Genomic DNA, 19696 nt, shown 5'->3' with positions numbered 1-19696 from the left:
ATCTTACTCAATTCCGCCGATCCGTACGCCGACCGCTTTGCAGGCGGTTGAGCCCCCCCGGCCGGACGGCCCTTGACGTGGGCGGTGGTCTGCACCACGCTGGGCGCGTCCCGATCAATGATCACGATTCCGTTCGAGCCGCAGATTCGTTCGAGCCGCTGAGCTACCGCACCGCTGGAGTGTCGATGACAGTCCCGGTACTCGCCACTCGAAGCGCATGACGGTGAGTTGGGTATCGCACCGGGCCTGCCTCTCGACCCGTACGTCGCCGCCCCCAAAAAATGGCCTGGATCCGTCGGGTGGCCGCGGCGGAAAGCGCCGGGGCCGGCGCGCGCACCGGCGTCATCCACCGACCGGGCCGGACCACCGACCCTCCACACCACCGCCCCGACCGGCCTCGTACGGATCACGGCCCGCGCGGTCGTCATCGCCACCGGTACCCGGAAAACGCCCCGCAGCGTTCCGATACCGCGTACCGGCAACCCCTGATGGCGCGTCAGGGAATCAACAGCCAGTCGGAGCCGATTGCCGCGACCAGTCCCGTCACGAGCAGCCACGTGCCGAGGCGAGTACGGCCGTTCCTGCTGAGCTCGATGACGATCCCGCACAGGATCAGCGCGAGCCCGTACACCCCGACCACCAGCACGGAGGACCGGCTGGCGATACGCAACGCCAGCACGACGGCCATCGCGGCCATGCCGACCGAGGAGAGGGCGATGCGGAGCCGTCTCGCCTGACGCGGCGTCAGGCGACGCGTCCCGGACTCGGACCCGGCCTGCGCCACGGGCTCCGGACCGGTCTCGTCGACCGTGTCGCCAACGCCCTTGCCGGCCGCGTCGGCAACGTTCCCGTCGGCGGCTTCGGCAAGGGCTGCGTCGGGGGCCTCTTCGGGGGCTTCGGAAGCGTTCCCGGAATCGGGCCGCCCGGCCGGTTCCCCGTCCGGCCCGGCCTGGGGGCGGCGCACCTGCTTCGTCCCGTCCTCCGGAACGCCGTCGCAGGCGGCGCCGGGAGCGGTTATCGGGGCGCCCGCGGCCTGATCCTGGTCAGAAGTGCTCATGACGCCGGATCGTAATGGCTGCGGGCCCGCCCCGTTCACCGCTCGCGCGGGCGGAGGCGAACGTGACGTAGGTTCGACGCATGCCCGGCCACATCCTCGTCCTCGGTGGTACGACCGAGGCCCGGCAGCTCGCCGCCGAGCTGACCGCGCCCGGCCGCCCTGCCACGACCCGCGTCACCACATCACTGGCCGGACGGGTCGCCCGGCCGCGCACGCCCGCCGGTGATCTGCGCATCGGTGGCTTCGGCGGTGCGCGCGGCCTCGCCGACTGGCTGCGCACCCACGACGTGGAGACCGTCGTCGACGCCACCCACCCCTTCGCGGACACCATCAGCGCCCACGCGGCGCAGGCGGCCGAGGCCACCGGCACCGCGCTGTTGGCGCTGCGCCGCCCCGGCTGGACGGCGGGCCCCGGCGACCGCTGGCACCCGGCCCGCGATCTCACGCACGCCGCCGCGCTTCTGCCCGGCCTGGGGGGACGGATCTTCCTCACCACCGGCCGTCTGGGCCTGGCGGCCTTCGCCGCCGCGCCCGGCGCCGACCGGCTCCACTTCCTCGTACGGTCCGTGGAATCCCCGGATCCGCCGCTTCCCCGGCACACCGAGGTGATCCTCGACCGCGGCCCGTACACCGTCGAGGGCGAGACGGAGCTGTTGCGCGCGCACGCCGTCGACGTTCTCGTCACCAAGGACAGCGGCGGTCCCGCCACCGCGGCGAAACTCACCGCGGCCCGGCACCTCGGCCTGCCCGTGGTCGTGGTCCGCCGCCCGCCGGCACCCGACGGCGTGCCTGTCGTCCACGACGTGCCGTCCGCGCTCCGGATCCTGTACGCAGAAGGCGGGTTCAGCCGCGACGCAGAAGATACGTGTCCATGATCCAGCCCTTGCGGGCACGGGCCTCGGCCCGCAGCTCCTCGATCCGCTCGGCCACCTCGAAGAGGCGCCCGGAGACCAGGATCTCGTCCTCGGTCCCGACGTACGCCCCCCAGTAGATGAACAGGTCCTGGTCGAGATGACGGGTGAACGCCTGCCGCGCGTCGAGCATCACCACCACGTCGTCGACGCCCTCGGGCCAGCCCTCGGCCAGCCGCCGCCCGGTGGTGATCTGCACCGGGCGTGCCACCCGGTTCAGCCCTGTGCGGTGCTTGGCCAGCAGCGCGGACACACTGCTGATCCCGGGCACCACCTCGTGCTCGAAGGCCACGGAACCCCGGCCGGCGATCTCCTCCAGGATGCCGAGCGTGGAGTCGTACAGTGCCGGGTCGCCCCACACCAGGAACGCCCCGCACTCGTCCTCGCCCAGCTCCCGCGCGACGAAGTCCTCGTACAGATCCGCGCGGCGCCGGCGCCAGTCGTCCACCGCGGGCGAGTAGTCCGATGCCGCCCGGTCGCGCTCCGGGTCACGGGCCTCGACGAGCCGGTAGGACCGGTCCTTCGCGTGTGCGTCCAGGATGTCCCGCCGCAGCCGGGTCAGATCGGACTTCTCCTCGCCCTTGTCGAGGATGAAGAACGCGTCCGCCCTGTTCAGCGCCTTGACGGCCTGCAAGGTCAAATGGTCGGGGTCGCCCGCGCCGATACCGATGACATAGATCTTTCTCACCGCACCGAGTCTGCCCCATGCCCCGGCGCCGGGGGAGCGGGGCCAGTGGCCCGGGCAGTGGGCCCGGCCGTGCCGGCCTCCCGGACAAGCGCCCGCCCGGTCACCGGCTCCCCGGACGCACGGCCCGCTTCGCTACCTGCCTCCGGCGCGCAGACGGGGTGCCTCACCGGCCGCGTCGACGGCCCGCGCGCCGCCGCCCAAGACGCCCTCGCCGTGCCCGGCCTCCACCCGTCGCGCCAGCTCCCCGGCCCAGCCGATCAGCGCGTCGACCGCGATCCCGTGCGGCCGGGCGGCCGCGAACCCCGCGAGCGCCGCCGCTCCCCGCCGCAACAACCGGGCCCCGCCGGTCGCGTTGCCGCGCGCCGCGTGCGTCAGCCCCACGGCCAACTGAGCGAGCCCGCGCCACAGTTCCCGTTCCGAGGGCGGTGCCGACTTCCACGCGTCCTCGAACACCTCGTGCGCGTGGAACGGCATCCCCGCGTCCAGCAGCCGCTGCGCCTCGCGCACCGTTTCCTCGGGAGTACGGGACACCCCCTCGGGCTGCCGCTCCACTCCCGGGGTCCCGTACGGCAGGGGGCGGCCCAGTCCGTCACGGGGACGCGCGTTGCGCGCCCGGCCCTCGGCGTCCCGGTCCCTGCTGCTGGCATCCACCATTCGATTGTGCCCCGCACCTGCGATGAAGCGTGCGAAGCACTGTCCGTGGACCCGGGTTCACGACTAGTGTCGGCACTCGTCCGCACCACTTTGGGGAGGGTAGGGATGAAGCAGTCCCGGCCACTGTACGAGCGCGAGCCGGAACTCGCCGCCGCCGCACAAGCCGTGGATGCCCTGTGCGGCAGCCAGGCCGCTGGAGGACTGCTGGTCTTCAGCGGCGAGGCGGGTATCGGCAAGACGGCACTTCTCGACGAGATCCGGTCCATGGCCGCCGAGCGCTGCACGGTCTGGTCCGCACGCGGCGGTGAAACGGTCACCTCCGTCCCCTTCCACGTCGTACGGCAGTTACTGCAACCGGCTTTCGACCAGTTCCAGCCCGACGAGGTGCGGGCCCTGTTCGGTCCCTGGTACGAGATCGCGGCGCCCGCCCTCGGCCTCGCCGAACCGAGCGGGCCCCAGGCCGACCCGCAGGGTGTCCGGGACGGTCTCGACTTCGTCGTGGCCCGGCTCGCCTCCCGGCTGAGCCACCGCCCGCTGCTGCTCATCGTCGACGACGCACACTGGGCCGACGGCGAAACCCTCGCCTGGCTCTCCTCGTTCACCGAGCGCCTCGGCGAACTGCCCGTCCTCGTCGTCCGCGCGCACCGGCCGGAGGAGATGGCGGCGCGGCACCAGGGCGCCGCGACGGGCGACACCTGCCCCCGCCAGATCCGGGTGGCCCTGCGCGCCCTCACCCCGGACGCCACCGCCGAACTGGTCCGCGCCGCCCTCGGCGAACACGCCGACGACCCGTTCTGCCGCGAGGTCTGGGCCGTCACCGGAGGCAATCCCTACGAGGCGGTCGAACTCGTCGCCAAGGTCCAGGACCGTGAACTGGCACCGCTGGAGGAGTCGGCCGGTCTGCTGCGCGAACTCGGCGCCTCCGCCCGGGGCAGCGGTCTCGTCGCCCGGCTCGAACGGCTCGGTACCAACGCCACCCGGTTCGCCTGGGCCGTGGCCGTCCTCGGCACGGACATCTCACAGGACCTCGCCGCCACACTGGCCGGAATGACTCAGGCCGAGGCCGCCGACTGCACGGCGCTGCTGCGCGAGGCCCGGATCGTCACCGGGTTCGATCCGCTGGAGTTCGTCCACCCGCTGATCGCCTCGGCCATCTACCGCTCCATCCCTCCGGCCACCCGCACAGCCTTCCACGGACGGGCCGCCTGGGCGATCACCCGCGCGGGGCTCGGCGCCGCGGCGGCCTCCCGGCACCTGCTCGAAGTGCACCCGGACGACGATCCGGAACTCGTCGAGCAGCTCCGTGAGGCGTCCCGGCAGCATCTCGCCGTCGGCGCCCCGGAAGCCGCCCGCCGCTGTCTGGAGCGCGCCCTGGAGGAGCCCCCGCACCCGGACATCAAGGCCATCGTGCTGTACGAGCTGGGCTGTGCCACACTGCTCACCTCTCCGGCCACCACCGTCCGGCACCTGCGGGACGCTCTCGACACGCCGGGCCTGGACGAGACGCAGCGGATCGACGCCACTTACCGGCTGGCGGCCGCCCATTCCCACAACAACCAGCTCAAGGAGGCGGCGAGCGCGCTCGCCGCCGAGGCCGCGCGCACTGCGCCCGGTCCGGGCCTGATGCGACTGCAGGCCGCCCACTTCCTCTGGGAGGGGATGCAGGGCACGGAGGACGACGGGCCCGCCAGGTCCGAACGGCTGGCCCGGAACGCCGACCATCTCACCGGCCGGGACAACGCCGAGCGGGCCCTGCTGACCTTGAGGGCCTTCGACGCCATGATGCGCGGCGAGAACGCCCAGCTCATCGTCGACCTCTGCGAACGCGCCCTGGTCGACGGCCACCCCGCCCGCGGTCTCGGCTGGACCGACACCGAATGGGGCTTCGAGTTCCCCACCCTGGTCGGCATCACCTACGCCTTCACCGACCAGCTCGACCGGGCCGAGGCCCTGTTCGGCGAGGCCGTCCGCGCCTTCGAGATCTCCGGGTGGAGCGGCGCGCACCTCGCGTTCGCGCATACGCTGCTGGGGCTGGTCCACCGCCGTCGCGGCCGACTCGCCGAGGCCGAGGGCTTCCTGCGCGAGGGGCTGCGCCTCGCCGACCGCGTCGGCAGCGGACTCCCGGTCCACTGGGACGCGGCCTGCCTGCTGATCGACACCCTGATCGCCCGGGGCCGCGTCGCCGAGGCCCGCGAGATCGCCGACCGCTACGACTTCGGTCCGCCCTACCCCAGCGCGATGGTGCTGCCCGACGCACCCTGTCTGCGCGGCAGGCTGCTGCTGGCCGAGGGCCGTACGAAGGAGGCCGTCAGCGAACTCGAAACGGCCGGTCAGGCCATCGAGGTGCGGGGCAGGTTCAACGGTGTGTGGGCACCCTGGGCCGGTGACCTGGCCCGCGCCCTGGCGGAGGACGACCCGCAGCGCGCCGCCCAACTCGCCACCGCCTACCGGGTGCACGCGGAACGCTTTGGCACGGACACCGCGATCGGCGAGGCGCTGCGCTGCGTCGCCCTCTTCGCACGCCCCGAGGACGCGGTCCATCTGCTGGCCGAGGCGGTCCGCCACCTGGAGGCGTCGCCGTCCGCGTACGAACACGCCCTGGCACTCGTCGATTACGGCATCGCGGTTCGCTCCCCGCGCGAACTCGCCAGGGCCCACAAACTGGCCACCGCGTGCGGCGCGGAATCGCTCGCGGACCGCGCCCACCAGGCACGTGCGTCGATCCGGTCCTCGGAGTGAGGTAATGTTGGTCCTGCGCGGTCACCCGGAACACCGGTAAGAACCGCAACGGGACGTGGCGCAGCTTGGTAGCGCACTTGACTGGGGGTCAAGGGGTCGCAGGTTCAAATCCTGTCGTCCCGACTTGTAAGAGTCGCAGGTCAGGGCCGGTTTCGGATTTCTCCGAAACCGGCCTTTGATCATTCTTGGGGACCAGTTGGGGACCGGCGTCCTTGACCGGCGTCAGCGGGTGACGACGATCGGATTCGACAGCGAGCGCGGCGCGCGCAGCACGCTGAGGTGTGCGGAGAGCGCTGCTCCGGCGGGCGTGATCTTGTGTACGTCGGGGTGGAGGTATCGCTGGGTGGTGGTCAGCGATCCGTGGCCGGCGATGCGTCCCAGGACGTGGACCTGGACGCCTCGTCGGCGAGCCAGGTCAGGCTGGTGTGCCGCAGGTCGTGGCGGCGCAGGTGTTCGTAGCCGAGTTTGGTGATCACGTCGTCCCAGTGGGTGCGTCGCGCAGGACGGCGGTGGAGATGCGTCCGCCGCGCGGGCCGGTGAACAGGCGGGCATCGGGGTCGGGGCCCGCGGCCGGGATGCGCTGGGCGACGAGGGGACGGACTCGACGATGGGAACATTGCGGGCCCGCTTGCCCTTGGTGCCCTTGTCAGTCAGCCCGCCGGGTGCGGGTGTGGTCCGACGCCGCACGGTCCAGATCCACCGGGTGGTGTCGATGTCCCCGACGCGGCAGCCTGAGACCTCGCCGATCCGTGCGGCGGTGCACGCGGCGAGGATGACCACTTCTCCCCAGCCGCGGTACTGGCCGTGGGAGGCCCCAGATGTATCCGGCGCCCACGCCGAGCAGCAGGCAGCGGTCGCCCGGCGCGGCCCTACCGGTTGCCACGAGGTGGTCGAGGCCCGCGAACTGGTTGCCGGCGCCGAGATGGCCGACGGTGCGGGTCCACGCCCAGGCGGTGCGGGCGGGGTCTCGCCACCTTCCGCAGCGGGATGCGGTGCGCCTCACTGAGGGGGCGGGTGCGCACGTCCGTGATCCGGCAGCAAGCATCACCTGATCAACGACGCCACCGGTATCCCGCTCGCCGCCACCTTGACCGGCGGCAACCGTAACGACGTCACCCAGCTGATCCCGCTGCTTCAGCGGTGCCGCCGGTGAGGGGCAAGCGAGGCCGGCCCCGGCGCCGCCCGGACGTGGTGCTGGGCGACCGCGGCTACGACCACGACACGTACCGCCGCCTCGTCCGGGATCAGGGCGAAGCCTTCCTCGCCCTCGGATGCGCACCGATCTGCTGGCGACGCCTGAACTCCCGATAGGAGTTCAAGACAGGGACGGCCAACGATGGCCCGGTGGCCGACCTCAGGCTGGCTTGCGCCACACGGAGACGTGCTTCGCGGAGTCCTGGGTGAACGGAGACCCGTCCCAGTCCGCAACGCGACGTTCCAGTTCGAGCCCAGCGATCCGCGCCATCAGGTCGAGCTCCGCCGGCCAGGCGTACCGGTGCCGGGAGTTTTCGCGGCGGTAGTGGCCGTCGTCGCCGTCGCGGGTGAAGTGGTGCGAGACGAGCATCTGCTCGACCAGGTCGAAGGTGTCGAAGCCGAGATGCTGTTGGGAGATGTCGAACGGCACCGCGACCTGGCCGGGCGGCAGGAGCCGCAGCGGCGGCACACCCAGTTCGATGACGAACCGGCCGCCGGGCTCCAGATGCCGTGCGGCGTTGCGGAAGCACTCGACCTGCTCGTCCTGCGTGAGCAGGTTCGTGATGGTGTTGTAGACGAGGTAGACCAGGGTGAACCCGCCGGGAACGACGGTGGTGGCCATGTCCCCGACGACTACCGGGAGGGTGCCCCCGTCGATCTTGCGCCGCAGCACCGCTGCCATGTGCTCGGACAGTTCGATGCCCACCACCGGCACGCCGCGTTCCCGGAGCGGGACCCCCACTCGTCCGGTTCCGATGGCGAACTCCAGCGCCCGGCCGTCTCCGGCGAGCTCGGCGAGGAAGGCGAGGGTCGGTCCGAGAACGGCAGCCGAGGACGCTTCGGCTTCCTCGGCGTCGTAGCGGTCGGCGGTCGCGCGGGTCCACAGTTCACTGCTCGTCACGGGTGCCCACTGTGCCGGGTGTTGAGGGGCGCTGTCGACGCATTTAAGTTCTCCGCGGCTCAGCGTGCACCGCCCACAACTCGTCGTCGCCTTGCCAGGGCTTCGGCCGAACCGCCCCGCACCCCGGATACAGGGGGAGGGCCCGTCGGGGTTCTCCTTGATGCTGACGGCCTTGTCCAGGCAGGTCTCCCACCCTGATCCAACGCGGTGGGCGGGGTTGTGTGTGGACGGTGAGCAGGATGCCGTCTGCGCCGGTGAGGAGCCCGGCGTCCCGGGGCGGCGTGCTCTCTGCCACGTACGTGCCGAAGGCGGTGCGCAGAGCCGGGAGGTGGCCGGGCAGCGCACTGCCGGGGGCGGCGTCCGCAGCAGCTCTCCCATGGGCGCGGCGCGGGACGGAGCCTGCATCAGGCACAGACCGTCCTCGTCGTGGCGGTCCGCCGCGCAGACCCATCCCGGTGCCCGCCGGAGCGGGAACGGCCGACAGGACGACATGGCCGTCCTGGCTGTCGCCCGCCGTCGTTGCGGCCCGGGGCCCGGCCGAGCGGCAGCCGGCGGACGGCCCCGGGCCGGTGTGGCCGCAGGCCCGGCTACGCGTCGGCCGCTGCGGTCGCGATGGCCAGCCGGTGCACCGGCGGGTGCTCGATCGCGAGATCGGGGCGCCAGGCGGCGAGGACCTGGGCCGAGGGGCCGAACATCCGCTCCGGCAGAGCGTCGAGCGCGGTCCACTGCCAGGTGCTGATCAGATGCGGCTCCGTCACCCGCGGGCTTCCCGACTCCAGCGTCACCACGGCGGCCATCGAGACACGGTTGATCCCCGCGACCACGTCGTGGAGCATGGCGAAGACCGTCACGTCGTCCACGCCGACCTCAAGTCCCGTCTCCTCACGAAGCTCACGGACGGCCGCCTCGGCGATGGACTCGTGCGTCGGGTCGACCTTGCCGCCCGGGAGCTCCCACGTCCCGCCGTGGCGCATGCCGAGCAGCACGCGCCCGTCGGTGTCCTGCACGACGACGCCCACGCCGAGCGCCGCCTGTGCCACCGGCGGGCGGGAGTCGCGGGTGGGGGAGTCGGCAGGAGTGGTGTGCATGGTGCTCCTCGGGGTCGTGCACGGGGTGTCGGGGGCGGCCGGGCACGGGAGGCGCGGGGCGCGGTATCCGTGGTGGTGCCGGGGAACAAGCCTACGGACATCCGTCGCGGCCTCGTGAACGGGCGGCGGTCACGCCCACGGGTGACCGGCCGCGAGGCCGTTGCTCCTCGGGCCCCCTCCGCATTCCGGTGGCGCGGCCTCAGACGGTCAGCCGCAGCGAGGCGGGCGCGATGCCCACCCGTACGGACTGACCGCAGGTCAGTTCCAGGGCGTCCGCCTCCATCCCGTCGCCGAAGACCACCACCCGGTCGGACTCGACCGTGAGCCGCAGTCTCCGGCCGGGCTCCAGTTCGCCCGCGACCAGGGAGGTGCCGGTCGCGGGCGACGGCCATGCCTCGCGGACGAACCAGAGCAGCCGGGCGTCGGTCGGCGCGGGCAGCCTCAGCCCGCTGCGGCGCTCCTGCCACAGCGAGCGGAGCCAGCCCGTGGCACCGGTGCCGGTCCCGACCAGGACCCCGGACGACGCCTGCGCCTCGGTGGGCCCGTCGGGCGCGTCGGGGCCGATCCGGTACCGGGCGGTCTGGTGGCCGGACGGCCCGAAATAGATCTCGTTGAGGGCGAGGAGGCGCTGGGTGTCGTCGGCGACCGCTTCGACCATGGTGAGCTCGTCCGCCCTGCCGCCCGGTGACGCGGCCGCGCGGAGCAGGGCGGCCGCGTCGGACGGGCGGTGCCGTACGAGCACCCCCGGATTGCGTCCGGGGTCGGTGTCGAAGCCCACGACGGGCTGGCCGGACAGATACTTGGCGGTGTTGGCGACCAGCCCGTCCTGTCCGACGACCACCACCACGTCCTCGGGCCCGAACAGGAAGCGGTCGAGACCCGTGCGCTCCACCCGGGACCGCCGCCACCGCAACGGCACGGCCGCCGCCACATCGGCGAGCGCCTGCCGGGTGTGCCGGTGCCGAGCGAACACCTCGTCGATGGACCGGCCCCGGTGGGAGAGGAAGAACTCGGCCTGGCCGTGCGTGCCGTGCCTGGCCAGCAACTCCTCGTACTCCGTGGTGCGATGGACCAGCACCGCACGCGGGGCCAGACTCATTCCCGGGGCCCCCGACCGGTCCTGCCGAGCCTGCCGAGCAGGTCGCCGAGCATGTCGGGGGAGAGGGTGAGGCTGTCGATGCGCGGCAGGTTCTCCGCCAGCCTGGTCGCCGCGAGGGCGTGCAGTGTCGCGGCCTCCACCTCGCCGTGCACCCGTAGCCAGGCCGCCTGCGACTGAGCACGCGCGGCTCCGACCTCGCGCGCCGCCTCGGCCTCCGCGCGGGCCAGCCGCACCTTGCGTACCGCCTCGGCCTCGGCGCGCACCCTGTCGGCCGCCGCGTTCTCCTCCGCCTCGCGCCGGGCATTGGTGCCCCGCTGCTCGACCAACTGCTCCTCGCGCCGGGCCAGTTCGATCCGGCTGGCCAACTCGTTCTCGGCGATGGCCCGTTCCCGTTCCACGGCCACGGCGCGGCGCTCGTACGTGGCCCGGTCGGCCTCCTGCTGGATCTGCTCGCGAGCGGGGGTGCGCAGGGCCCGCTCCACCTCGGCCTCGGGCCGGATGGCGACCACCCGGACCGCGACCACGTCGATCCCCGTGGCAGGCAGCCGGGGTTCGGTGGCGAGTCCCGTCGCGACCCGGTCGCGTACGGCCGCGACGCCGTCGACCAGGGCTTCGGCCAGCGCCGTCCGGGCCAGCACGTCCAGAGTGTGCTGCTGAGCGGTCTCCGTGAGCAGGGTGGCGATCTGTTCCAGCGGTGCGCCGCGCCAGGTCCCGGAGTCCGGGTCGACGGAGAAGTCCAGGCGGGCCGCGGCCTGCGCCGGGTCGCTGATCCGGTACGTCACGGTGGCCTGCACGGTGACGTCCTGGAAGTCCGAGGTGCGGGCGTGGAAGGCCATCGCCAATTCGCGGTCGTCGATCGGAACTTCGGAGAGTGCGGCGGTCAGCGGCCGGTACCAGAAGCTCAGCCCCGGGCCGTCGTGGGCGAGCCTTCCGCGCCTGTGGTGGCGGATGTGGGCGGTGGGCGCGGAGCGCAGATGGCACCAGCCGAGGCGCCGGGTGATGTCGGCCATGCGGAGGACCCCCTTTATTTTCGTCAAGGAGACGATAAAGAGTCTGATTGATATCGTCAAGCAGACGAGAATCGATCGTTGCCGGGTGTCCGCGAGGGCGCGCCGGGCCGGGCCCTATGTCCGGGGGGAATCGCCGGGGAGGCTGCCCTGGGACTGGCCCCGGAGGGCGAGGAACCTGGCCGGCACCTCGCCCCCGCCGTGCACCGCCAGATCGGCGCCGCTGACGTAGCGGGCCAGGTCGCCCGCGAGATAGAGGCAGGCGTGGGCCACGTCGTCGGGCGCCGCCATGCGCCGCATCGGAATCACCCCGGCCACCGCGGCGCCCTCGTCCGCCCCGTACACCGACGCCGCGCTCTGCGTGCGGACCGGCCCCGTCGTGATGTGGTTGACACGCACCTTCGGTGCCCATTCCAGGGCCAGGGCCCGGGTCAGTGCCAGGAGCCCGGCCTTCGCCGCGGTGTAGGCGGCCGTTCCCGGCTGCGGGACGTGCGCGGAGACGCTGCCGATGTTGATGACCGAGCCGCCCGTGCGCTGCTCCCGCATGACCCGGTTCGCGGCCTGCGCCACGTAGAAGGGGGCCAGTAGGTTGAGGGCGACGACCCTCTCGGCGAACCTCGGTGACAGGGTGGCCGCGTCGGCGTCGGGCGAGCCGCCCGCGTTGTTGACGAGTACGTCCAGCCGGCCGAAACGCTCCACCGCCCCGTCGACCAGCACCCCGGCCGCCTCCGGATCCCGGACGTCCACCGACAGGAAGTGCGCCTGCCGGTCCCCGCTCCGCGGTGGCTCCACAGGGGCGCCGCGCCCGCACACCAGGACCTCGGCCCCGGTGGCGAGGAACGCCCGGGCGATGGCGGCGCCGATGCCCTTCGTGCCACCCGTGACGATCACCGCGCGTCCCGAGAAGTCGATGGGGTCGTCGATGTCCATGGTCGTCCGCCTCTACCGATGCCGAAGGGGGGCGCTGATCGGGTCGCGTCAATCTACCAATCGTTTGTTCGGTGAGCGAGAGGTGCGGGGTGTACCCGGCCGGCGAACTTCCCTTCCAGTAGCGGCCGATCGTGGTCGGCGCCCTTCATCGCGGCGGCGGCGTGCGCGATACTCCGCTGCGCCGTCTGCGGCCGACGGAGGTGCGCCGTCCGTGGCGTGCGTCGGGCGGCACGAGGGCACCCGCGGCCGTGCCCCGGTCCCCCGGACCCGCCGCGCCCGCGGTCCCCGCCGTACCGGGGGCGCGTACCGCTTGCTCGTACGCCTCGTCCAGGATGTGACGGCCGGTCGGCCGCGGTCCCATGCGGCGGCCCGCACCGGCCGACGCCGGTTTCAGTCGCCCGGGGCCGCCGGGGCCGCCGGTGCCGGACCCGGCTCCTCGCCCCTGCTTCCGCTCCCGCCGAGGGCCCGCGTGAGCCACCCGATCCAGAAGTTCTCCAGATCGATCCCGCCCCGCAGTACCAGATGCCGCAACCGGTCCGGCTCCGAATCCCGCCCGGGAGGAAAGTCCCGCTCCTCGATCTCCAGATACTCCGCAAGCTGGCGCCGGTGCAGCGCCAGATGACGGCGCAGCTCCGCGTCCAGCCCCGGGGCACCGACGACCGCCGCCGCCCGCATCCGCAGCAGCAACGGGTCGCGGACCTGCTTGGGGTCCTCGGAGCGGGCCACCCATGCGGACAGCGCCTCCCGGCCCGCGGGCAGCACCTCGTACTCCTTCTTCCGACCACGGGCAGGCTGCTTTGACGGCAGCGCCCGGATCTGTCCGGTCTGCTCCAGCTTCCCCAGCTCGCGGTAGATCTGCTGGTGCGTGGCGGACCAGAAATAGCCGATCGACCGGTCGAACCTGCGGGTCAGCTCCAGCCCCGACGACGGCTTTTCGAGCAGGGCGGTCAGGATCGCGTACGGGAGTGACATGGGGTGCATCCTAGGGACCGTCCTCATCCTGCCGTCGTTCCGCCGGAGGCCGGACGACGACAGGGCGAAGACGGATTCCAGGGGCGGCCGGGCGTGATCCGCCGACGGCCCGGCCGCCCCGGCCGCCCGGGGCGGGGCCGGGTTCCGTCACAGAGCGGCCGCGAGTTCGGTGCCCTGGCGGATCGCACGCTTGGCGTCCAGCTCGGCGGCCACGTCCGCGCCGCCGATCAGATGCACCCGGCGGCCCGCCGCGAGCAGTTCCTCGTACAGCTCGCGGCGCGGCTCCTGGCCCGCGCAGACCACCACCGTGTCGACCGGCAGGACGTGCCGCTCGCCGTCGACCGTGAGGTGGAGGCCCTCGTCGTCGATCCGGTCGTAGGAGGCACCCGCGATCATCGTCACACCCCGGTGCCGCAGTTCGGTACGGTGGATCCAGCCTGTCGTCCTCCCCAGCCCCGCACCGACCTTGCCGGGCCTGCGCTGGATCAGGTGGACGGTGCGCGCCGTCGCCGGACGTTCGGCGGCCCGGAGACCGCCCCGCTCCCGGTGGGCGGTGTCGACGCCCCACCGCCGGAAGAACGCCTCGGGGTCGGTGCTCGCCCCGTCGCCCGGGTCGGTCAGGAACTCCGCGACGTCGAAGCCGATCCCGCCCGCGCCGATGATCGCGACGCGGTCGCCGACCCGCGCGCCGTCGCGCAGGACGTCGAGGTAGCCGACCACGCTCGGATGGTCCAGGCCCGGTATCGCGGGGGAGCGGGGTGTGACGCCGGTGGCCAGGACGACCTCGTCGAAGCCTTCGAGCGCCTCGGCCGTGGCTCGTGTACCGAGCCGCAGCTCGACCTCCTCCTCCGCGAGCCTGGTGCGGAAGTAGCGCAGCGTCTCGTCGAACTCCTGCTTGCCGGGAACCCTGCGCGCCACGTCGAGCTGCCCGCCGATCCGGTCCGCCGTGTCGAAGAGGGTGACCCGGTGCCCGCGCTCGGACGCCGCGACGGCGCAGGCGAGACCGGCGGGTCCGGCGCCCACCACCGCGAGCCGCCTGACCGTCCGGGTCGGCGACAGGACGAGTTCGGTCTCGTGGCAGGCGCGCGGATTGACCAGGCAGGAGGTGACCCGGCCGCCGAACACGTGGTCCAGGCACGCCTGATTGCAGCCGATGCACGTGTTGATCGCCTCGGGGCGTCCTGCGGCCGCCTTGGCCACGAAATCGGGATCGGCCAGGAACGGCCGGGCCATGGACACCATGTCGGCCCGGCCCGAGGCCAGGATCTCCTCCGCGAGTTCGGGCGTGTTGACGCGGTTGCTGGTGATCAGCGGCACGGACACGGCCCCGCGCAGCCGCTCGGTCACCCAGGTGTAGGCGCCGCGCGGTACGGACGTGGCGATCGTGGGGATGCGGGCCTCGTGCCAGCCGATCCCCGTGTTGATGATCGTTGCCCCGGCCGACTCGATCGCCCGCGCCAGGCGCACGACCTCCTCCGACGAGGAACCGCCGGGCACCAGGTCCAGCATCGAGAGCCGGTAGATCACAATGAAGTCGTCCCCGACCCGCTCGCGGACCCGGCGCACGATCTCGACGGGGAACCGCATCCGGTTCTCGTACGAGCCGCCCCAGCGGTCGGTGCGGTGATTGGTGGCCGCGACGACGAACTCGTTGATCAGGTAGCCCTCGGAGCCCATGATCTCGACGCCGTCGTACCCGGCGTGCCGCGCCAGCTCCGCTGCCCTGACGAAGTCCTCGACGGTCTCCTCGACCTCGTCGTCCGTGAGGGCGTGCGGCGTGAAGGGGCTGATCGGCGCCCGGAGCGCGCTCGGGCCGACCAGATCGGGGTGGTGCGCGTACCGGCCGAAGTGCAGGATCTGCATGGCGATCCGCCCGCCCGCCGCGTGCACGGCGGAGGTGACCACCGCGTGCTGCTCGGCCTCCGCCTCGGTGGTCATCCTGGCCCCGCCGGGCGCGGAGCAGCCCCGGGCGTTCGGCGCGATGCCGCCGGTGACGATCAGGCCGACGCCGCCCCGGGCGCGTTCCGCGTAGAAGGCCGCCATCCGCTCGAAGCCGTGCTCGGCCTCCTCCAGGCCGATGTGCATGGAGCCCATCAGCACCCGGTTGGGCAGGGTGGTGAACCCGAGGTCGAGCGGGCTCAGCAGATTCGGGTACGGGCTCATGCGGCGGCTCCTCGCTGCGGTGTCGTCGCGCCAGTTGTAGACGACCGGAACGCCATTGTGCAACAAGTTGCATAATGGCGGGCGTCGCTGGGCGGGTCGCCCGGACCCGGCGGTACTGGACGCCGGAACCGGTCACCGGCCGGGCTGGTGCCGCCCGGCCGGTTCGTCCTACGCGTGGTCCGGGGCGCGCCCCGTGTCCGGCTTCGGGCCCTCGGTCCCTGTTCGGGCGACGGTCTCCCCGTGGATGACGCGATGAGCCTCGGGGGCGGTCCCGGTGCTCCGGGCCGGTCCGGCGGACCGCTCCTCCTTCATCGCCCTCGCCTCGGCCTTGAGGATGCGGGCCGACTTGCCCGCGGAACGGGCGAGTTCGGGGAGCCTCTTGGCACCCAGGACGCATATGACCACGATCAGGATGATCGCGAGTTCGCTGATTCCGAACATCAGTCGTCGCCCTCGTCCTCGTCGCCCTCGAAGAAGTCCCCGACCTCGTCGACGACTTCGGCGGCGACCATGCCGCCGACGACGCCCACCGCGAGCCCCGCCGCGCCCGCTGCGACCGCGGTGCCGACGCCCGGTCCGGAGCGGTGACCACCGTCGTGGTGGGGGACGCCGTCATGGCCGTACCCGCCGCCGTGGCCGTGGGCTCCGTACGTGGGGGCGGGCGCGTACGCGGACCGGTGCTCGACCAACTGCCGTAGCCAGCCGTCGACCAGCGCGCGCCAGTCCTGCTGGTGGACCGTGTCGTGGGCGACGGTGAACCGGGTGAGCGCGTCGTGCCCCGCGGAGAAGAGTCCGCCGCGCTTGTCGGCCTCCAGGACCACGTCCATGCCGCCCGGGGAGGCGAGGAAGGTCACCTCGATCTCGTTGACCCGGTCCGCGTACTGAGGTGCCGGGGTCAGCTCGATCTCCTGGTAGAAGGGGAGCCGCTGGTCCGTGCCGCCGATGCGGCCGTACTCCAGATCCGCGGACTTGAAGCCGAAGCCGAGCTGTCCCAGCGCCTCCAGGACGGCCTCCTGGGCCGGCAGCGGGCCCACGGCGAGCTGGTCGAGGTCGCCCTTGTCCTTGGCGCCGGCCACCGACAGTTCGGTACGGACGCCGAGCACGATGCCCAGGCCCTGCCCGTACAGTTCGGTGATCGGTGTTTCCCACGGGAGCGCGATGGTGAACGGTACGGCGCGCTGCTCGTCCTCGCGCAGCCGGAAACCGCCGCCGACGGTGAAACGCTCGAAGGCCACGACGCCTTCGCGTTCCCCCTCCTCGAACTCGGCCTCCACCCGCGCGACGAGTTCCAGTGTGATGTGCTCGATGCCGAAGTCGGCGCTCCCGCCCTTGAGATGGACCTGGCCGGACAGGGTGCCGCCCGGCACTGCGGCCCCGGCGTCGAGGACCGTGTCGACGGTGGGTCCGCCCACACCGAGTGAGCCGAGCAGTCGTTTGAACACCATCGAAGCGTCCACTCCCTTACACGCGTACGAGGGTGCGCGGATGTCCGGAACACTGGACGGACATCCGCGCTCTACAGGCGTGTAGAAGCATAGGCCCGCCGACGGGGCTTCGGGTACCCGCGGCCGTGCGGGGCGGGAAAGTCCGAAACGTGCCACCACCCAGGCGCCCCTGTGCCGGAGCAGCGATGTCGGTCCGGCCCCGGTACGGCGGATGGTGACGACCTATTCGCCGTCGTCGTCGGCGTCGCCCAACCGGCCATGCCGGTGAAGAAGCCGCGGTCGAAGCGTTCGCTCTCGAACGGCTGCGTCCGGGTCACGACAGGGCCCGGACCCAGCCGTCCTCCCACCCCTTCACCCCTCGCCCTCTCCCGGACGCAGGAACCAACGGCGCGCCGCCTCGGCCACCTCTTCCAGGGCACCGGGCTCCTCGAAGAGATGCGTCGCCCCCGGGACCACGTGGACCCGGTGCGCGGCGCGCAGCCGCCCGGCCGCCTCCTCGTTCAACCGCAGTACTTCCTGGTCCGCGCCGCCCACGATCAGCAGTACCGGGGCGCGCACCCGGCCCAGCGCCTCCTCGGCCAGATCGGGGCGGCCCCCGCGGGACACGACCGACCCGACGCGTCCGGGCCGCTCCGCCGCCGCCATCAGCGCGGCCGCGGCCCCGGTGCTCGCGCCGAACAGACCCAGTGGCAGCCCCGCCGAGTCCGGCCGGCCCGCGAGCCAGTCCACCGCCGCCACCACCCGCCGCCCGAGCAGCCCGATGTCGAACCGGTACTGCCCGGTCACCACGTCGTCCCGCTCCTCCTGCACGGTCAGCAGATCCAGCAGCAGTGTGCCCAGCCCCGCCTCCCGCAGATACGCGGCCACCGCCCTGTTCCGCGGGCTGTGGCGCGAACTGCCGCTGCCGTGGGCGAAGAGCACCACACCCCCGGCGCCCGGCCCGAGCGCCAGGTCACCGGCGATCACCGATCCGTCGACGGGTACGGAAACAGCCTCCGAGGCCACCATCGTCATCCTCTCCTTCCCTGGAGGACCCCCACGCTTCTTCTCCGGCTTCGCCCGTGCCGTCCCGGCTCCCGCCGCCCGCCCGCGGACGGCGGGCGGTCAGCCCGCGGCCAGCCCCTGGGCCGCCAGCTGGCGGGCCTCCGCCGCCTCGACGCGTGCCGCCTGCGGCTCCGTGAGGACGTCGCAGACCCAGTCCCAGTGCAAGGCCACCAGATCCCCGCGGCCGAGCCCCGGGATCAGTGAACGGCCCCCCGTCGACCAGCGTACGGATTCCCGGCGCGGAGCCCCGTGGACCAGACGGCCGCCGGTCCAGCGCAGCGGCCGGGACTCGACCTCGGCACACTCGCCGCTCACCGACCGGACCACGCCCGTACGGACGCGGCACCGGTCGAGGACGGACAGCGCCGTCGGATGGCCCGAGGCCACCAGGAGAGGCGTCCAGGGGTACACCTCGAAGACCTGGAAGCTGTGGTGGGCGCGGGCACGGCCGGACGCGTCCCGCCACGTACCGCCCCGCTGGCCGCGGAAGCGTTCGCGCAGCCGGGCCAGCAGGACGGCGGGATCGGTGCGCTCCAGGAGCTCGTTGCCGATCCAGTACGCCTCGACCACCCGCTCGTCGAGGGGATCGGAGAGACCGGCCGTCTCGGCGAGCAGTTCGAGATAGCACCAGGCGCCCTCGAACCGGCGGGCGTGACGCTCGATGACCGCGGTCTCCTCGGGACGCAGCAGGGCCGAGGCGTCGGCGGGACCGCAGTAGCCGAGTGCGTTGGGCGGGTAGGCGTACCGGGCGAACAGGACGGCGCCGCGCGCGCTCACTCAGCAGATCCTCGGGAGCTGCTCGCCGACCGGCAGGCCGACCACCCGGGAGCCGCCGAGGCCCGTCCTGGCCACCACCATGCCGGGATGGTCGGCCACGCACGTGCCGATCCGGCGGGCGGCGCGGCCCAGCGTATGCGACGCGAGGGCCGAGAGCACGGCGTCGGCGGACTCTTCGGACACGAAGGCGATCAGCTTCCCCTCGTTCGCCACCTGGAGCGGATCGAGTCCCAGCAGACCGCACGCGTCACGCACGGCGTCGGGGACGGGCAGCTCGCGCTCGACCAGCTCGACGCCGACCCCCGAGGCCCGGGCGATCTCGTTGAGCGAGGCCGCGACCCCACCGCGCGTGGGATCGCGCAGCACGCGCACGTCGGCCCCGGTGGCGAGCATCGCCGCGACCAGGCCGTGCAGGGGAGCGGTGTCGCTCCTCACCGCCGTGCCGAACTCCAGGCCCTCCCGGCAGCTCATCACCGCGATGCCGTGCACCCCGATGTCGCCACTGATCAGTACGGCGTCCCCCGGCCGCGCACGACCGGGACCGATCTCGACGCCGTCGGGGACCACACCGATCCCCGACGTGGTGACGTAGACCCCGTCGCCGCTGCCGCGGTCGACGACCTTGGTGTCGCCCGTGACCAGCCGGACCCCGGCCGCCTCGGCCGCCGCGCCCATGTCCCGCGCGATCCGCCCGACGTCGGTCAGGGCGGTTCCCTCCTGGAGGATGAACGCGCAGGACAGGAAGAGCGGCACGGCGCCCGACATCGCCAGGTCGTTGACCGTTCCGTTCACCGCGAGGTCGCCGGTGGACCCGCCGGGGAAGAACATGGGCTTCACCACGAACGAGTCGGTGGAGAAGGCCAGCCGTGTCCCGTCGCCGACGGTCAGCACCGCGGAGTCGCCCATCCCGGACTCGGCCGCCGTGCCATAGGCCGGGAGGAACAGGTGCTCGATCAGTTCGGCGGACATCGCCCCGCCGCCGCCGTGACCCATCACGACCGCGGGGGTCTCACGCAGCGGGGCCGGG

17 protein-coding genes, 1 tRNA gene and 3 pseudogenes are annotated in these 19696 nt (G+C 72.8%); 4 read left to right on the top strand and 17 right to left on the bottom strand.

The features are described from left to right. Window positions 1–496: 496 nt before the first annotated feature. Window positions 497–964: a hypothetical protein gene (locus ACGF2V_RS10890; protein ID WP_389048220.1), complete on the bottom strand. Its 468-nt coding sequence runs from the start codon at window positions 962–964 to the stop codon at window positions 497–499. A 173-nt stretch (window positions 965–1137) separates the two neighbouring features. On the opposite strand from ACGF2V_RS10890, the gene ACGF2V_RS10885 reads away from it, so the two are divergent. After that, a complete protein-coding gene (locus ACGF2V_RS10885) occupies window positions 1138–1932 on the top strand; it encodes a cobalt-precorrin-6A reductase (RefSeq protein WP_362625087.1) in 795 nt (264 codons plus the stop codon). Here the strand turns inward: ACGF2V_RS10885 and cobF are convergent. Beyond that, window positions 1901–2656, bottom strand: coding sequence for a precorrin-6A synthase (deacetylating) (gene cobF / locus ACGF2V_RS10880; protein ID WP_362710037.1), 756 nt, complete (start codon window positions 2654–2656; stop codon window positions 1901–1903). The genes ACGF2V_RS10885 and cobF overlap by 32 nt on opposite strands. 132 nt (window positions 2657–2788) lie before the next feature. Beyond that, window positions 2789–3310, bottom strand: coding sequence for a DUF309 domain-containing protein (locus ACGF2V_RS10875; RefSeq protein WP_389048177.1), 522 nt, complete (start codon window positions 3308–3310; stop codon window positions 2789–2791). Window positions 3311–3415: 105 nt separating this feature from the next. Here ACGF2V_RS10875 and ACGF2V_RS10870 point away from each other — a divergent pair, with 105 nt between their 5' ends. After that, the gene (locus ACGF2V_RS10870; protein WP_362710039.1) at window positions 3416–6049 is read left to right on the top strand and encodes an AAA family ATPase; all 2634 of its coding nucleotides are present in this window, start codon (window positions 3416–3418) and stop codon (window positions 6047–6049) included. A 49-nt stretch (window positions 6050–6098) separates the two neighbouring features. Next, window positions 6099–6172 (top strand) — tRNA-Pro (locus ACGF2V_RS10865). Window positions 6173–6271: 99 nt separating this feature from the next. Here the strand turns inward: ACGF2V_RS10865 and ACGF2V_RS10860 are convergent. Together ACGF2V_RS10860 and ACGF2V_RS10855 are read right to left on the bottom strand one after the other, a co-directional pair. Next, window positions 6272–6862: pseudogene (locus tag ACGF2V_RS10860) on the bottom strand (tyrosine-type recombinase/integrase); the annotation flags it as partial. 1 nt (window position 6863) lies between these two features. Next, window positions 6864–7016 (bottom strand): annotated as a pseudogene (locus ACGF2V_RS10855) (3-oxoacyl-[acyl-carrier-protein] synthase III C-terminal domain-containing protein); the annotation flags it as partial. A 66-nt stretch (window positions 7017–7082) separates the two neighbouring features. Between ACGF2V_RS10855 and ACGF2V_RS10850 the strand changes: the two are divergent. Beyond that, a pseudogene (locus tag ACGF2V_RS10850) lies at window positions 7083–7300 on the top strand (transposase); the annotation flags it as partial. 103 nt (window positions 7301–7403) lie between these two features. On the opposite strand, the gene ACGF2V_RS10845 reads toward ACGF2V_RS10850, so the two are convergent. The 12 genes from ACGF2V_RS10845 to hypE all read right to left on the bottom strand — a co-directional run bounded on the left by ACGF2V_RS10845 (window position 7404) and on the right by hypE (window position 19662). Next, the gene (locus ACGF2V_RS10845) at window positions 7404–8144 is read right to left on the bottom strand and encodes a class I SAM-dependent methyltransferase (protein ID WP_362625093.1); all 741 of its coding nucleotides are present in this window, start codon (window positions 8142–8144) and stop codon (window positions 7404–7406) included. 587 nt (window positions 8145–8731) lie between these two features. Then, window positions 8732–9232 (bottom strand): NUDIX domain-containing protein, encoded by a 501-nt coding sequence (locus ACGF2V_RS10840; RefSeq protein ID WP_362625095.1) that lies wholly within the window; start codon window positions 9230–9232, stop codon window positions 8732–8734. Between the two features lie 199 nt (window positions 9233–9431). Next, entirely contained in the window at window positions 9432–10331 is a 900-nt protein-coding gene (locus ACGF2V_RS10835) for a hypothetical protein (protein ID WP_362625097.1), read from the bottom strand. Then, window positions 10328–11341 carry an SPFH domain-containing protein gene (locus ACGF2V_RS10830; RefSeq protein WP_362710042.1) on the bottom strand — a complete coding sequence of 338 codons (1014 nt, stop codon included), beginning with the start codon at window positions 11339–11341 and terminating at the stop codon, window positions 10328–10330. Before ACGF2V_RS10830 ends, ACGF2V_RS10835 begins: the two co-directional genes overlap by 4 nt. Window positions 11342–11455: 114 nt before the next feature. Further along, window positions 11456–12268: an SDR family oxidoreductase gene (locus ACGF2V_RS10825; RefSeq protein ID WP_362625101.1), complete on the bottom strand. Its 813-nt coding sequence runs from the start codon at window positions 12266–12268 to the stop codon at window positions 11456–11458. A gap of 390 nt (window positions 12269–12658) precedes the next feature. Beyond that, the gene (locus ACGF2V_RS10820; RefSeq protein ID WP_362710045.1) at window positions 12659–13240 is read right to left on the bottom strand and encodes a PadR family transcriptional regulator; all 582 of its coding nucleotides are present in this window, start codon (window positions 13238–13240) and stop codon (window positions 12659–12661) included. A 147-nt stretch (window positions 13241–13387) separates the two neighbouring features. Next, the gene (locus ACGF2V_RS10815; protein ID WP_362710048.1) at window positions 13388–15403 is read right to left on the bottom strand and encodes an NADPH-dependent 2,4-dienoyl-CoA reductase; all 2016 of its coding nucleotides are present in this window, start codon (window positions 15401–15403) and stop codon (window positions 13388–13390) included. Between the two features lie 168 nt (window positions 15404–15571). Beyond that, window positions 15572–15844, bottom strand: coding sequence for a twin-arginine translocase TatA/TatE family subunit (locus ACGF2V_RS10810; protein ID WP_362710050.1), 273 nt, complete (start codon window positions 15842–15844; stop codon window positions 15572–15574). Beyond that, window positions 15844–16848 carry a sporulation protein gene (locus ACGF2V_RS10805; RefSeq protein WP_362710053.1) on the bottom strand — a complete coding sequence of 335 codons (1005 nt, stop codon included), beginning with the start codon at window positions 16846–16848 and terminating at the stop codon, window positions 15844–15846. Before ACGF2V_RS10805 ends, ACGF2V_RS10810 begins: the two co-directional genes overlap by 1 nt. A gap of 351 nt (window positions 16849–17199) precedes the next feature. Continuing rightward, complete coding sequence (locus ACGF2V_RS10800; RefSeq protein WP_362710055.1) at window positions 17200–17862, bottom strand: dienelactone hydrolase family protein; 663 nt, start codon at window positions 17860–17862, stop codon at window positions 17200–17202. A gap of 90 nt (window positions 17863–17952) precedes the next feature. Next, a complete protein-coding gene (locus ACGF2V_RS10795; RefSeq protein WP_362625110.1) occupies window positions 17953–18669 on the bottom strand; it encodes a DUF6390 family protein in 717 nt (238 codons plus the stop codon). Next, entirely contained in the window at window positions 18670–19662 is a 993-nt protein-coding gene (gene hypE, locus ACGF2V_RS10790; RefSeq protein ID WP_362710083.1) for a hydrogenase expression/formation protein HypE, read from the bottom strand. Between the last annotated feature and the right edge of the window lie 34 nt (window positions 19663–19696).

Source organism: Streptomyces sp. NPDC047982, from assembly GCF_043204165.1.
In the GTDB taxonomy this organism is placed as follows: domain Bacteria; phylum Actinomycetota; class Actinomycetes; order Streptomycetales; family Streptomycetaceae; genus Streptomyces.
The sequence above is the reverse complement of the archived record's forward strand: the minus strand, read 5'-3'. Positions and strand labels throughout refer to the sequence as shown.